13 protein-coding genes are annotated in these 15,596 nt (G+C 30.7%); 5 read left to right on the top strand and 8 right to left on the bottom strand.

The features are described from left to right. Nucleotide 1 precedes the first annotated feature (1 nt). From Q0684_RS04255 to Q0684_RS04245, 3 genes are all read right to left on the bottom strand, one after another. The gene (locus Q0684_RS04255) at nt 2-619 is read right to left on the bottom strand and encodes a bifunctional nuclease family protein (RefSeq protein ID WP_299012820.1); all 618 of its coding nucleotides are present in this window, start codon (nt 617-619) and stop codon (nt 2-4) included. Nucleotides 620-954: 335 nt separating this feature from the next. Further along, nucleotides 955-1,911 (bottom strand): electron transfer flavoprotein subunit alpha/FixB family protein, encoded by a 957-nt coding sequence (locus Q0684_RS04250; protein WP_299012818.1) that lies wholly within the window; start codon nt 1,909-1,911, stop codon nt 955-957. Nucleotides 1,912-2,046: 135 nt separating this feature from the next. Continuing rightward, nucleotides 2,047-2,793 carry an electron transfer flavoprotein subunit beta/FixA family protein gene (locus Q0684_RS04245; protein ID WP_299012816.1) on the bottom strand — a complete coding sequence of 249 codons (747 nt, stop codon included), beginning with the start codon at nt 2,791-2,793 and terminating at the stop codon, nt 2,047-2,049. Nucleotides 2,794-2,961: 168 nt separating this feature from the next. Here Q0684_RS04245 and Q0684_RS04240 point away from each other — a divergent pair, with 168 nt between their 5' ends. The 5 genes from Q0684_RS04240 to Q0684_RS04220 all read left to right on the top strand — a co-directional run bounded on the left by Q0684_RS04240 (nt 2,962) and on the right by Q0684_RS04220 (nt 9,774). Beyond that, complete coding sequence (locus Q0684_RS04240; RefSeq protein ID WP_299012813.1) at nt 2,962-3,966, top strand: acyltransferase family protein; 1,005 nt, start codon at nt 2,962-2,964, stop codon at nt 3,964-3,966. After that, the gene (locus Q0684_RS04235) at nt 3,950-5,485 is read left to right on the top strand and encodes a phosphoethanolamine transferase (protein ID WP_299012810.1); all 1,536 of its coding nucleotides are present in this window, start codon (nt 3,950-3,952) and stop codon (nt 5,483-5,485) included. Before Q0684_RS04240 ends, Q0684_RS04235 begins: the two co-directional genes overlap by 17 nt. Nucleotides 5,486-5,560: 75 nt before the next feature. After that, nucleotides 5,561-6,541: a pyruvate dehydrogenase complex E1 component subunit beta gene (locus Q0684_RS04230; protein WP_299012808.1), complete on the top strand. Its 981-nt coding sequence runs from the start codon at nt 5,561-5,563 to the stop codon at nt 6,539-6,541. Nucleotides 6,542-6,724: 183 nt separating this feature from the next. Then, nucleotides 6,725-7,258: an inorganic diphosphatase gene (locus Q0684_RS04225; protein ID WP_299012806.1), complete on the top strand. Its 534-nt coding sequence runs from the start codon at nt 6,725-6,727 to the stop codon at nt 7,256-7,258. A gap of 116 nt (nt 7,259-7,374) precedes the next feature. Next, nucleotides 7,375-9,774 (top strand): sodium-translocating pyrophosphatase, encoded by a 2,400-nt coding sequence (locus tag Q0684_RS04220; RefSeq protein ID WP_299012804.1) that lies wholly within the window; start codon nt 7,375-7,377, stop codon nt 9,772-9,774. A 543-nt stretch (nt 9,775-10,317) separates the two neighbouring features. Here Q0684_RS04220 and Q0684_RS04215 read toward each other — a convergent pair. The 5 genes from Q0684_RS04215 to pckA form a co-directional block, all read right to left on the bottom strand. Then, complete coding sequence (locus Q0684_RS04215) at nt 10,318-11,160, bottom strand: biotin-dependent carboxyltransferase family protein (protein WP_299012802.1); 843 nt, start codon at nt 11,158-11,160, stop codon at nt 10,318-10,320. Continuing rightward, a complete protein-coding gene (gene pxpB / locus Q0684_RS04210; protein ID WP_299012799.1) occupies nt 11,157-11,885 on the bottom strand; it encodes a 5-oxoprolinase subunit PxpB in 729 nt (242 codons plus the stop codon). Before pxpB ends, Q0684_RS04215 begins: the two co-directional genes overlap by 4 nt. Further along, nucleotides 11,875-12,609, bottom strand: coding sequence for a 5-oxoprolinase subunit PxpA (pxpA, locus tag Q0684_RS04205; RefSeq protein ID WP_299012798.1), 735 nt, complete (start codon nt 12,607-12,609; stop codon nt 11,875-11,877). The genes pxpB and pxpA overlap by 11 nt, the downstream gene beginning before the upstream one ends. Beyond that, nucleotides 12,610-13,836, bottom strand: a complete 1,227-nt coding sequence (locus Q0684_RS04200) for an Nramp family divalent metal transporter (protein ID WP_299012795.1) — start codon at nt 13,834-13,836, stop codon at nt 12,610-12,612. A 133-nt stretch (nt 13,837-13,969) separates the two neighbouring features. Further along, nucleotides 13,970-15,580 (bottom strand): phosphoenolpyruvate carboxykinase (ATP), encoded by a 1,611-nt coding sequence (gene pckA / locus Q0684_RS04195; RefSeq protein WP_299012793.1) that lies wholly within the window; start codon nt 15,578-15,580, stop codon nt 13,970-13,972. Nucleotides 15,581-15,596: the final 16 nt, after the last annotated feature.

The raw sequence follows: 15,596 nt of genomic DNA, 5'->3' as shown, positions 1-15,596 counted from the left end.
TTTAAGAACGTTTGCTAATTTCATCCCTAATTTTTGCAGCTAATTCGTAATTTTCATCGGTAACTGCTTTATTTAATTTTTCATTTAAATCTTGCATAGAAAGCTTTGCATAAGGTGCAGGGTTATCTGTGTCTAAAATTGTTTCTATTGCAGCAGATACCTCTTCCTCTTGTTCTGATGGGTTATTTAAATCTAATTCTTCTTCTACTTTTAAATAAACTCCGGCTTTATCTAAAATATTTTCGTAAGTGTAAATTGGTGCCTGAAAACGAACTGCTATTGCAATAGCATCTGACGTTCTAGTGTCTATTACCTCTTCATCTCCATCTTTTTCACATACCAAACTAGAAAAGAAAACACCGTCTACTAATTTATGAATAATTACCTCTTTAATTTGTATTGCAAAACGGTCTGAAAATGTTTTAAACAAATCGTGTGTTAAGGGTCTTGGTGGTCTTATTTCTTTTTCTAAAGCAATTGCTATAGATTGTGCTTCAAATGCACCAATAATAATTGGTAATGTTCTAGAACCTTCTATTTCACTTAAAACCAAAGCATATGCACCGCTTTGTGTTTGGCTGTAAGAGATTCCCTTAATGTTTAGTTGTATTAAACTCATATATTTTGTTACAAAATAAAATAGCTTAAGTTGCTATTATTTTAAGCGCACAATTTACTAAAAAATAAATAGTGATTAATGATATATCTATTGAAATAATTTTAAAAAAATGACGAAAGCCCGCGTGAAGCATTAAACCTTTGTTTGAGCTCTTACACTTTTTAGGGTAAAGCGAGTGTTGTTTCGACAAGCTCAACAAAGGTTTAAGCCTGACGAAATTATTTTGATTAAAAACTAAATTGCATAAATAAGCCTATTATATTTTATGTTATAATAGGCTTATTAAAATGTACTATTTAAAATAATTTGGGCACGCCCAAAAGATTGTTTTTATTTTAAGCGGCTTTAAAGGCTTTTAATTTCTCAATAAGTTGTGGGATTACTTCAAAAGCGTCTCCTACAACTCCATAATCTGCGGCTTTAAAAAAGGGTGCTTCAGGATCTGTGTTTACAACAACTTTTACTTTAGAGGCATTTATACCTGCTAAATGCTGTATTGCACCAGAAATACCAATGGCAATATATAAATTAGAAGCAACTGGTTTACCTGTTTGCCCAACATGCTCTCCATGAGGACGCCAACCTAAATCTGAAACGGGTTTAGAACAGGCGGTTGCAGCGTTTAAAACACCTGCCAACTCTTCTACCATCGCCCAATTTTCTGGTCCTTTTAAACCTCTACCTGCAGAGACTACAACATCTGCATCTGCAATAGTTACTTTGCCTGTTACCCTTTCAATATTTTCTGATTTTACACCTGTAGTGGTAATTTCTGCATCAAAATTTTCTGTGGTTCCTCCTACTGGGTTTTCATGAATACCAAAAGAATTTTTAGCCAAACCAATCACTTTATTTTCTGTTGCAATTACAGTATTAGAAAAGGCTTTATTAGAAAAAGCTTTTCTTTTAACTGTAAAAGGTGCTGTGCTAGAAGGTGCTGCAACTGTATTTGATGCATAACCTGCTTCTAAATTTACAGCTACAAAAGGTGCCAAGTACAAACCATCTATACTAGAGTCTACAATTACCGTGTTTGCTGTTTCTTTTTTAGCTACTTGAGTTATAACATCTGCATATCCTTTGGCATTAAAAGTGGTTAAGGCTTCATTAGAAATGTTTACTACCTTTTCTGCTCCGTAAGTGTATAAATCTGAGGTGTTGTTTGCATTTATAGTTACAACAACTAAATTACTACCTAATTGTTCGGCAACTTTTTTTCCGTAAGAAACTACTTCAAAAGCAGATTTTTTAAAAGTACCTTCTGTTGCGTCTGCATATACTAAAACTGACATATTTTTTATTTTTTTAATGCTGAAACTAGTTTCAGAATCTTGTTATTTTAATTTTCAAAACCGATTAAGAATCAAATTACATTTGTTTCTAAATCTTTATCTGCTGAAGTGCGTTCAGCATAATTTAATAAAAGATTAAATTACTTTAGCTTCATTATGCAAAAGGTTAATTAGTTCATCTAAATTATTTGCATCTACTAACTTTACGGCTCCTTTTGGTGCTGGTTTTTCAAATGATGAAATACTTGTGGTTGCGTTTGCATTAACTGGTTCTATAACTTGTAAAGGTTTTTTACGCGCCATCATGATACCTCTCATGTTTGGTATGCGCAAATCTTTTTCTTCTACAATACCTTTTTGCCCACCAACTACCAAAGGTAAATTTGTAGATAAAGTTTCATTACCACCATCTATTTCTCTTTTGGCAGTTACATTTTTATCTTCAACTTCAACAGCTACACAACCGTTTACAAAGTTATAATCTACCAAACCTGCTAACATACCTGGCACCATTTGTCCGTTATAATCTGCAGATTCTTTACCTGCCAAAACTAAATCGTAACTACCATTTTTTACAACAGCTGCCAATTCTTTTGCTACTGAAAAACCATCTGTAGCCTCTGCATTAACTCTTATAGCATCATCTGCGCCAATAGCTAATGCTTTTCTTAAAGTAGGTTCTGTTTCTGCACCACCAATATTTACCACTGTTACTGTAGCGCCTTGCTTTTCCTTAAACCACATTGCTCTTGTAAGGCAAAATTCGTCATAAGGGTTAATTACAAACTGTACACCATTCTTGTCAAACTCGGCATTATTATTGGTAAAATTTATTTTGGAAGTGGTATCAGGAACATGGCTAATACAAACTAATATTTTCATAAATTGATTTTTATTTACGTTTCTAACAACGAAATTACGGCTTTTTTTTAAAATTTACTATGCATGCATAGTAAATTTTAAATTATTTAACAAATACTCGTTTAGTTTACCTTTAATTTTAGAATGATTAATATTGTCTTTTAATTGCGTATATCTAAAAAACACAACTTGCTTTTAAAACAAAAAACTACAAACAATAGAATAAATTGGTTAGACCAATTAAAAGGTTTCGGTATTCTTTTAATGGTATATGGCCACAATTTTCCTGTATTAGAAGATTATATTTATAGTTTTCATATGCCTTTGTTTTTTATTGTTGCAGGCTTATTTCATCCGGAAAAAATGGATAATGCCATTATTAAAAAAAGGGCAAAACAAATTCTAATTCCTTACTTTTTGTGGAGTTTTTTTTTATTTGGATTTTGGTTAATACTTGGTAGAAAATTTGGGGAATCTGCTCTTTTAGATTTATCAATTACCGAAAACTTTATTGGTATTTTCTTCTCTCAAGGAGATATTAATTACATGAATTGGGGAATACCCATGTGGTTTTTACCAACAATATTTTTAACATTTTTATTTTTTGGTTTTATTTTAAAATGTAAAAACAAGTATTTACAACATGGTGTTCTAGTTGCAAGTATTATTTTGGGTTTTTTAATTGCAAACTATTATAATCTTTATTTAATTTGGAGTTTAGATGTGGCTTTGGTTTCTCTTTTCTTTTATAGTTTTGGATTTTATACTACAGATTTTATTATCTCTAAAAAAATTAAAAACAAATATGCTTTACTAATACTTGGCGTACTACACGCGTTAGTCTCTATATTTTTATTACAAAAAATAGATATGTATAGGTCTATTTACAGTAACGAAATCTTATTTTTAGTAAATAGCCTTGTTGGTTTTCTTTTTTGGGCTTCTTTTTTTAAAAACTTTACACAATTAAAATTTTTAGCTTTTTTAGGAAAAAACACAATACCTATACTAGCCTTGCAAGCTAGAGCTTTAAGTGTTATAAAACTTTTTTTCTTTCTAATTTTAGGAATTTCTATTTTTAATTTTACAGAATTTGAAAAAGTGATTTTAACCTTTGCACAACTTATTATAATGTACCCAATTCTTATTTTTATTAACAGATATATTCCCATTTTAAATGGAAAAAATAAATAAATACAAACACGAATTTACTTTTCATATACTCTTAAATATAATAATCGCTTTTTTTATTAGTGCAGCCTCGTATATTCATATTCCATTTGGAAGCACAAAAGGAGTGCTTGTATATTGTATTCATTTTGTGATATTACAGTTTACTATTTTTGGTTTTATTTACGTTTACACTCTCTTTAAAACGCTATTTAAGTTCACCTTCCCAATATTGTTTAGCACGCTATCTGCACTAGCTTTTTGGGTATATACACAAGATATTACACTAGAGTCTAGCATTATTCAAGCAATTTTAGAAACAAAATTAGATATTGCTATAGATACACTTAGTTTTCCTTTTGTAATTTATGTGATTTCAGCTTTTCTAGTTTCGTTTTTTTTAATGAAAAGGTTTCAAAAACTACAACTAAACAATATAAAATCGCCTCTTTTTTTAATAGCAATAGTTGCTATTATCTCTTTTTTTATTGCAGAAAACTACCGTTTTGGAGTTTTAAAAAGAAAATTACCATATAACAGTTTTGTTTCGGTAAAAAATTACCTTACTAAACCGGAAATTCGATTAAAAGAACCTGAAAATAACATAACTGGAGCTAAAGAAAACCTTCATATTATCTTTGTTTTGGGAGAATCTGTTAGAGCAGATCATTTAACTCTTAATGGATATTACAGAAATACAACACCTTTACTTTCTTTACAAGAAAATATTGTTAGCTTTAAAAATATTTATACGCCTTTAACTTACACAGCTGTAAGTGTTCCGCAAATTTTAACCAATAAAGCAACTACAGACATTTCAAAAACGTCATTTTATAGTGTGTACTCCATACTAAATAAAGCTGATTTTTACACAGATTGGATTGGAAATCAGACCTTAGAAAAAAGCTACGAAGCAATTGTAAAAACAAATAAAAAAGTAACTATTATAGATCAGTTTCACTCTGTTTTAAGTTTCAAAAAAAAGAAAGATCTAGCGCTATTAGAACAGTTTAGCCTTCATAACACAAACCATAAAAACAGACTATCTACAATTCATATGATTGGTAGTCACTGGTACTACAATAGTAAGTATACAAAAGAATTTGAAAAATTTACACCAATTACCAATAGTAAATATGTAGGTTCCTTATCTAAAGAACAACTTATAAATTCTTATGACAATACAATTCTATACCTAGATTATTTTTTAAATGAATTAATTGAAGAATTAAAAAAATCGTCAAAAGAAACCTTACTAATTTACCTTTCTGATCATGGCGAAATTCTAGGCGAAAATGGGCAGTGGTTTCATGCTCAAAAAAATAATGCTTCAGAAAACCCTGCCATGTTAGTTTGGTATTCAGAAAATTTTAAAAATAAGAACCCTTTAATCGTTAAAAATGTTATCTCTAATCAACAGCAAAAATTTACTACAGATTTTCTATTTCATAGTATTTTAGATGTTTCTAAAATTAAAGGGTTTAAAATTGATAATACACAAAGTATTTTTAGCGATTTTAAAGAATTTAAAAAGTTTAACTAATGTAACTTTTAAGTATAAATTTTAGGTTTAAAATGCTTACTTTTGTGAACTAAAATTAACAACAACTTAGATTCAATGAAAACAGTTCAATTTAGAGAAGCCATTTGCGAGGCAATGAGCGAAGAAATGCGAAGAGACGAAAGCATTTATTTAATGGGTGAAGAAGTTGCAGAATATAATGGAGCTTACAAAGCCAGTAAGGGAATGTTAGATGAGTTTGGCGAAAAGAGAGTTATAGATACTCCTATTGCTGAGCTAGGTTTTGCAGGTATTGCAATTGGTTCTGCCATGAATGGTAATAGACCCATTGTAGAGTATATGACTTTTAATTTCTCTTTAGTTGGAATTGATCAAATTATAAATAATGCCGCTAAAATTAGACAAATGTCTGGTGGGCAATTTAACTGTCCAATTGTTTTTAGAGGACCTACAGCTTCTGCTGGGCAATTAGGTGCAACACACTCGCAAGCTTTTGAAAACTGGTTTGCAAACACACCTGGTTTAAAGGTTATTGTACCTTCTAATCCTTACGATGCAAAAGGTTTATTAAAAGCTGCTATTAGAGATGACGATCCAGTAATTTTTATGGAATCTGAACAAATGTATGGTGATAAAATGGAAATTCCAGAGGGAGAATACATTATACCAATTGGAGTTGCAGATATTAAAAGAGAAGGTACAGATGTTACCATCGTTTCTTTTGGTAAAATTATAAAAGAAGCTTACAAAGCAGCTGATGAATTGGCTAAAGAAAATATTTCTGTAGAAATTATAGATCTAAGAACTGTAAGACCTATGGATCATGATGCTATTTTAACTTCTGTTAAGAAAACAAATAGATTGGTTATTTTAGAAGAAGCTTGGCCTTTTGCAAGTGTATCTTCAGAAATTACATACAGAATACAAGACGAAGCTTTTGATTATTTAGACGCACCAATTAAAAGAATAACTACTGCAGATGTACCTGCGCCTTATTCTCCAGTTTTATTTGAAGCTTGGATACCTAATGCAAACGATGTTGTTAAAGCAGTAAAAGAAGTACTTTACGTAAAATAAGTAATTCACAATATATATTTTTAAAAATCCTTTTTTCTTAGTTGAAGAAAGGATTTTTTATTGTATTTCTATTTTCTGCTTATTCTAAAATTCGCAATACAAATACAAGATTAAAATTATAAAATACACAATAGATTTACTACTTTTGCTTTTATAATATAAATAATAGAAAGAAAAGAACATATGAGCGAAGAACAAAAAGGAGATTTAACTTTTGACGTTTTAATTGAAATCCCAAAAGGAAGCAGAAATAAATACGAATACGATTTTACTTTACACAAAATTCGTTTCGATAGAATGCTATTTTCATCTATGATGTATCCTGGAGATTATGGATTTATACCAGAAACTTTAGCACTAGATTCAGATCCTTTAGATGTTTTAGTTTTAGGACACCAACCAACTTACCCAATGGTTGTAATGGAAGTAAGACCAATTGGTGTTTTTTATATGACTGATGAAAAAGGACCAGATGAAAAGATTATTTGTGTACCTGTTTCTGATCCCATTTGGAGTAAAAAAGGAGATATTGCTGATTTAAACCCTCATAGATTAAAAGAAATTGAACACTTTTTTAAGGTTTATAAAGACTTAGAAAAGAAAAAAGTAGATACTGGTGGTTGGGGAAATGCAGCTGAAGCCATTAAAATATACCACGAATGTGTAGAGCGTTATGATAATAGTGAACACAAGAAAAAACGAACCTTTACCATATAATTGAGATATCCTCAATAAAACACTAAATAAATAAGCTATCTTTAATTAAAGGTAGCTTTTTTTATTACTTTGATTTTATTACATTTACCCATACTAATTAAAATAATAAGAAAAATATGGGATCATTAATGATTTGGATGCCAATTGCAATGGCAATTTTAGGTTTAATCTACATGTGGGTTAAACAATCTTGGGTAATGAAGCAAGATGCAGGAGATGGTAAAATGAAAGAAATTTCAGATTACATTTATGAAGGAGCACTCGCATTTTTACGGGCAGAATACAAATTATTAGCCGTTTTTGTTATATTAGTGAGCATTGCCTTAGCCGTGGTTTCTTTTATAGTACCAACCACACATATTCTAATAGTAGTTGCTTTTATTTTTGGAGCTGTATTTTCTGCTTACGCAGGAAATATTGGTATGAAAATAGCCACCAAAACAAATGTTAGAACTACCCAAGCTGCTAGAACAAGTTTACCAAACGCACTAAAAATATCTTTTGGTGGTGGCACAGTAATGGGTCTTGGTGTTGCAGGTTTAGCCGTTTTAGGTTTAACCGCATTCTTTATTTTCTTCTTTTGGTTTTTTATGGGAAGTGAATGGACAAATACCATGGATATGACTATTGTTCTAGAAACTTTAGCTGGTTTTTCTTTAGGCGCAGAATCTATTGCTTTATTTGCGAGAGTTGGTGGTGGTATTTACACAAAAGCTGCAGATGTGGGTGCAGATTTAGTGGGTAAAGTAGAAGCTGGAATACCAGAAGACGACCCAAGAAATCCTGCAACAATTGCAGATAATGTTGGTGATAATGTTGGTGATGTTGCTGGTATGGGAGCAGATTTATTTGGTTCTTATGTTGCTACAGTTTTAGCAGCTATGGTATTAGGAAATTATGTAATAAGCGATATGGGTGGAAGTATTGCTGATGATTTTGGTGGAATTGGTCCAATTTTGTTACCAATGGCTATTGCTGGCGCAGGAATAATTATTTCTATAATTGGTACTATGCTTGTGAAAATTTCAAATAACCAAGCAAAAGAATCTCAGGTAATGGGCGCTTTAAATAAAGGAAATTGGACATCTATTGTACTTGTTGGCCTTTCCTGTTTAGGCTTAGTAACTTGGATGTTACCAGAAACTATGCAAATGGAATTTTTTGGTGAAGGCTTGCAAGAAATCTCTTCTCTTCGTGTTTTTTATGCCACGTTAGTTGGTTTAGTAGTTGGAGCAGTTATTTCTTCAGTTACAGAATATTATACAGGTTTAGGAAAATCTCCAATTTTAAAAATAGTACAACAATCTTCTACAGGAGCAGGCACCAACATTATTGCAGGTTTAGCTACAGGTATGATTTCTACTTTCCCATCTGTACTTTTATTTGCAGGTGCAATTTGGGCTTCTTACGCTTTTGCTGGTTTTTATGGTGTTGCTTTAGCAGCTTCTGCAATGATGGCAACAACAGCCATGCAATTGGCAATTGATGCTTTTGGACCAATTTCTGACAATGCTGGTGGTATTGCAGAAATGAGTGAACAAGAACCAATTGTAAGAGAACGTACAGATATTTTAGATTCTGTAGGAAACACAACAGCAGCAACTGGTAAAGGTTTTGCCATTGCTTCTGCTGCATTAACTTCTTTAGCTTTATTTGCTGCCTATGTAACTTTTACAGGAATAGACGGAATTAATATTTTTAAAGCGCCTGTTTTGGCGATGTTATTTGTAGGTGGAATGGTACCTGTAGTTTTTTCTGCCTTAGCAATGAATGCGGTTGGTAAAGCTGCTATGGAAATGGTACAAGAAGTAAGAAGACAGTTTAAAGCAATTCCTGGTATTATGGAAGGTACAGGAAAACCAGAATATGACAAATGTGTGGCAATTTCTACACAAGCATCGTTAAAAGAGATGATGCTTCCTGGTTTATTAACCATTGGTTTCCCATTAATTATAGCCTTTTTACCATTAGCTTTTGGTATGGATAAATTAGCAATTGCAGAAATGTTAGGTGGTTATATGGCTGGTGTTACGGTATCTGGTGTATTATGGGCTATTTTTCAAAACAATGCAGGTGGTGCTTGGGATAATGCTAAGAAATCTTTTGAAGCTGGTGTAGAAATTAATGGAGAAATGACCTACAAAGGTTCTGATGCTCATAAGGCTGCAGTAACTGGAGATACTGTTGGAGATCCTTTTAAAGATACTTCTGGACCATCTATGAATATTTTAATTAAACTAACTTGTTTAATTGGTTTGGTAATTGCACCAATATTGGGTGGTCATGCAGATGCTAATGAACATGGTAAAAAATTAAAAAAAGAAGTACATCTAAAACATGAACATTCTTCTGAGCATATAGGAGTAACAAATTATAGCAAAACACAAATCAAAAATGACTTTGTAAAGATTGAAACTCACAAAAAAATTGTAACCCCAGTAAAAAATACAGAAAGAACAAACACAATTACTTCAGCAAAAAACAATATGGCTTTAAATAATAAAACACAACCATAAAAGTAATTGTAATAATATTAGCACAAAAAGGGACTATTTTTTAATAGTCTCTTTTTTATTTAAAGAACTTTTTAATCAGAAATAAAAAAACATATTTACCCGCATACTTTAAAATGGTACTTACAGAATTTAAAGACTTTATTTGAGTATCAAAATCGGTTTTTGTAACTTTTAATTCTTCTAAAGCAACCTTTCTTTCTAAATCAAGTTCTAGCTCCTCGTTACTTGTATAGTTTTTTGATAATCTTTATTTCATAAATTTACCAGCAACTTTAGCAATAACGAGCGTATCTATCTTTTTTCGCATCAAAAAAACTACAAAACTAAACAGTAAAAACAACAGACTAACAGCAACATAACCCAAAACCACATTTTGAAAACCTGCTCCTAATAATGATCCTACTAAAACTCCTGATAAATATTTGATATACTATTTTTAAATTGTTAATTTGTTATTCACACGTATTTTGTGCTATTTCAATTAATAAAAAGCAATAAGCATACGAGGTAATAGTTTAGTAACAGAAGGAATTTGATATTAATTTATAAAGAAAACTGTATTTTACAACCTACTGTTTTTTGAGCTAAAATATTTAGGGCAGATTCTTTTAATTGTAATATTCTTGGGTAACCACCTGTAACTTGGCAGTCTTTCATTAAAACAATTAGTTTTCCTGATGGCGTTAATTGTACTGTTCCTGGTAAAGCTGAAGAAGTTATGATACTGGACAAATTGTTTTGTAAACTTTCGTTTAAACGATAGCCCATTCTATTCATATCATTAGATATTGTGTATTTTTCTGCAAATAATTGTTCTTTTTGTAACGCTGTTAACAAATTAAATTCTGGTCCTTTACAGCAATTTAATAAACCTTCATCAAAATAATTTTTATGTACTTTAATAGAAGCATAAGATAATTCTGGGCTTTCCATTTTTTGTTTAAAATGTAAAATGGTGCCATCTTCTATTTTTTTCATTTTTGTAATGCACTTAAACATACTCCTGCTTTTTAACTTTACTTCAGATGCTAAACCTCCTAAAACAGCTATATAAGTTCTTGCTCCATAATTTATCTTTCCAAAAGTTAACACATCATTTTTATGTATAGCTATTCTCGTATTTTGTTTTACAAGAGTATCATTAATTTTAGGAGAAAAGTCTGCGCCCGAAATACAGATTGTAGTGGTTTCTAAAAATTGAAATTTGCAATTCGAAAAATTAAGCTCTAGTACTGCACAATTTAGATTATTATTTAAAATAGCATTGGCCAAATCCATAGCATAAGCATCCATAGCACCAGAAATTGGCACACCAATATTAGCAAAGCCAAACCTGCCTTTATCTTGTATTGTTGTATAAAAACCTGCTTTTAAAACTTTAATCATTTTACAGGATATTTACTTAATGTGTATGTCTTTTTATAAATACTATTTTTTATATGTTGATATTCTAAAAGGGAAATCGCTTTAAAATTTATAAAATCACCGGGTTTTGCAAAGCAGGGGTTTTCTTTTGAGATGTCAAAAAAATCAACGGGACTGTTGCCTATAATATTCCAACCACCAGCAGTTTCTGTTGGGTAAACACCTGTTTGATTTCCGCCAATGGCAATTGCTCCTTTTGCAACCTTTAATCTAGGATTTGCTTTTCTGTCGAAAAATAATTGCTTGTTCAAACCTCCCAAATATAAAAAACCAGGTAAAAAACCGATAAAATAAACTCTATACAATTTTTCTGAATGTAGTTTTACAATTTCTGAAATTGACAAACCAGATTTTTTTTCCATTTCTTGCAAATCAATACCAAACTGTAAATCGTAACAAACGGGAATTTCCCAAATAAAATTCTCTTTTTTAAAAGTTTTTACTGTTGAATTATAAATAGTTTTTAATTGATGTATTTCTTTTTCAAAATCTAGAATATTATCTTTAAAAATAATAGTCAACGAGTTATAAGCAGCAATTACATCTACAATATTTATATCTTTTTTTGTTTCAATTTTAGAGGCAAACATTAAAATATCTTCAGAAATTTTTGTGCTAATTTCTTTTTGCCATTCTATTAGAATTGCCTTTTCTCCATAAAGTTTGTAGGTTATTTTAATTGGCAACTTGTATCCCTTTAATTTTTAATTGCGAAGTTAAATATTTTAAAATTTCAACTGAGTTTTTATGATCTCCATGCACACAAAAAGTAGATGCTTTAATATTTTTTTCTTCGCCAGAAATGGAGATTACTTTTTTATTTGTTACCATATTTAAAACATGATTTAAAACGTCTTTTGGCTCTTCTATAATTGCATTTTTAGCCGCTCTTGCCACTAAAGTTAAATTGGTATTATAATTTCTATCTGCAAAAGCTTCATATTTAATTTTGATGTGATTTTCTAAAGCAACTTTTTCAATTTCTGAATTATAAGGAACATACAGAAAACAATCTTTTAAGTATTTTTTTGTAATACTGATAAACTTTTCAGCTTCACCTCTATCCTTAGCTATTAAATTATACAAAGCCCCATGAGGTTTTATATGATGTATTTTCTGGTTGAAGTTCGCCATTCTCTCTAAAAATAATTCTAATTGAAAGTCTAAACTTGCTTTTAATTCTTGTTCAGAAATTTGCAACACTTTTCTACCAAAGTTTTTAAAATCTGAAAAACTAGGGTGTGCTCCTATTTTTACATTATTTTTAACTGCCAGTTGTATGGTTTTATCAATTGATTTCACATCACCAAAATGACCTCCACAAGCAATATTACAAGAAGAAATATAAGGAAACAACAAATATTCATTTGCAATTCCTTCTCCAACATCACAATTAATATCAATATACATTTATGGAAAATTTAATACTTTTAAAATACCTTTTACACCTAAAAAAATAGCGATTACTAAAATTACAAACCCTAAAAAGTTTTGTGTTTTCGTATTTACAAAACTTCCTAAAACCGATTTTTTATTTACAATCCACAATAAAATTCCTGCTATAATTGGTAATAACATGCCATTTGCCACTTGTGCAAACTTTATAATTTCAATCGGTTTTATTCCTATAGAAGAAAATAAAACACCTAAAAAGAGAATGGAAACCCAAACAAATCTAAATTTTTTAGATTTTAAACCTTCACTCCATCCCAAACAACCTTTTGCCACATAAGCAGCAGCCAAGGGTGCTGTAATTGCAGAAGTTATACCAGCTGCAAACAAACCTAAGCCCATAAAATATTTAGCAAAATTACCATACAAAGGTGCCAAACCTTTTGCCAAATCTGCTGCATTTTTAATATCTGTAGTTTGTATAGCTGCTGCAGAAATTATAATTGCCATAGAAACCAAACCTCCAAGAATAATAGAAACAATGGTATCTTTTCTAGCAAATTTTAAATCTTCTTTTTTTTGCCAACGTTCTTTTACTAAAGAAGCGTGTAAAAATAAATTATAAGGCACCACAGTTGTACCCACCAAACCAATAATAGTTAAAATACTTTTCTCTGGAAATTTAGGAACGAACAAGCCATTTAAAATTGCTAAAATATTTGGTTTTGTTATAATTGCAGTAGCTACAAAAGAAACACTCATTAGTAAAACCAACGTAATTAATGCTTTTTCTAAAAACTTATAATTTCCAATATACAGCAATATAAACGCAATAATTCCTATTACAATACTCATTAAGTTTATTGTATTTTCTCCTAAAGAAAAACTATAATTTCCTAAAATACTTTCCAAACCTAAAATACCTCCACTTATATTTCCTGCTTCGTAAGAAGCATTTCCAATAACTACAGCAGCTAAAATTAAAATAGTAATAAACTGTCTTATAAAAGGTGTTTTTATCTCTTCTCTAATTACTGAAGATAATCCTTTTTGAGAGATAATGCCCAATCTTGCAGCCATTTCTTGTAAAACAATAGTTGCTATAATAGACAATAACATTGCCCACAATAAATTAAAACCAAAATTTACACCTGCCAAAGTACAAAGTGTAACCGTTCCTGGGCCAATAAAAGCGGCTGCAACTAGAGTTCCTGGACCAATATTTTTGAAATATTTTTTCAACATTAATAGGAATTAATTCAATAAATATACTTCTAAAAATAAAAAACACCTCAAAAATGAGGTGTTTTATTAAAAGTGAACAAAAATTCACTTTTCACAAAATCAAAAACTAAAAAAAAGATAAGTTTTATTGTTTTTAAAATGCAAAACGTTGTGGACCACCTCTTCTAATATCTTCGTTCGCAATTTCTTCAAATTGTGTGAAATTATGTCTAAATGCGTTTGATAATTTAAAGGCTGTTTTATAATATTCTTCATCATTATTCCAAGTTGATCTTGGACTTAATAACGCTGTAGGCACACCAGGGCAAGTTCTTGGTTGTGCCAATCCAAAAACAGAATGAATATGATAATCTTCATATCTATAACTACCTAAATCGCCATTTAAAACAGCGTTAATCATTGCTCTTGTATATTTTAAAGGCATTCTTCTACCAACTCCATATTGGCCACCAGACCAACCTGTATTTATCAACCAAACATTAACACCAGCTTCTTTCATTTTTTTGCTTAACATTTCTCCATATTTTGTGGGATGTAAAGGCATAAAAGGTGCACCAAAACAGGCTGAAAAACTTGGTGTTGGTTCTTTAACTCCTGCTTCTGTTCCTGCAACTTTTGCCGTGTAACCAGAAATAAAATGATATGCTGCTTGGTTTGGAGTTAACTTAGAAATTGGAGGCAAAACCCCAAATGCATCTGCTGTTAAAAAGAAAATATTCTTTGGATTTTTACCAATAGAAGGTGTTTGAATGTTGTCTATATGATAAATTGGATAACTAACTCTCGTATTTTGCGTAATAGAAGTATCTGAAAAATCTACATTATTATCTCTATCTAGAACTACGTTTTCTAAAATTGCACCTTTTTTAATAGCTCCAAAAATTTCTGGCTCCTGCTTTGCAGATAAGTTAATCACTTTTGCATAACAACCTCCTTCAAAATTAAAAACAGTGTTTTCTGCAGTCCAGCCATGTTCATCATCACCAATTAAACTTCTATTTGGATCTGTAGAAAGTGTTGTTTTTCCTGTTCCAGAAAGTCCAAAGAAAATGGCAGTATCGCCCTCTTTACCAACATTTGCCGAACAATGCATTGGTAAGGTATTTTTGTAAACAGGTAAAATAAAATTTAAAGCAGAAAAAATTCCTTTTTTTATTTCGCCTGTATAACCAGTTCCACCAATTAAAGCAATTTTTTTAGTGAAATTTAAAATTGCAAAGTTGTGTTGTCTTGTTCCATCAATTGCTGCATCTGCCATAAAACCTGGCGCATTAATAACTGTCCATTCTGGAGAAAACTCTTTTAGTTCTTCTTCTGTTGGTCTTAAAAACATATTGTAAGCAAACATATTGCTCCAAGGATATTCATTTACAACTCTAATGTTTAATTTGTAATTTTCATCTGCACAAGCATAAGAATCTCTTACAAAAATTTCTTTTTCAGATAAATAGTTTGTTACTTTCGTGTAAAGTGCATCAAACTTATCAGCAGCAAAAGGTATGTTAATATCGCTCCACCAAACTTTATCTTTTGTAATTTCATCTTTTACAATAAACCTATCTTTAGGTGATCGTCCTGTAAACTCTCCTGTATTAATGGCTATTGCACCTAAAGAAGACTCCACTCCTTGGTTTTTACACAAAATTTCTTGATGCAGTTCATCTGAAGTTAATTGATAATGAACAGTTGCATTTTTGATTCCTAAATCGACTAACGAAATCGATTTCGTATTTGATTCTATCATTGGTATGAATTTAGAT

Origin of the sequence: uncultured Polaribacter sp. (assembly GCF_947503875.1) — a bacterium.
GTDB lineage: Bacteria > Bacteroidota > Bacteroidia > Flavobacteriales > Flavobacteriaceae > Polaribacter.
Note: the sequence above shows the minus strand (reverse complement) of the source record. Positions and strands in the feature narration are given on the sequence as shown.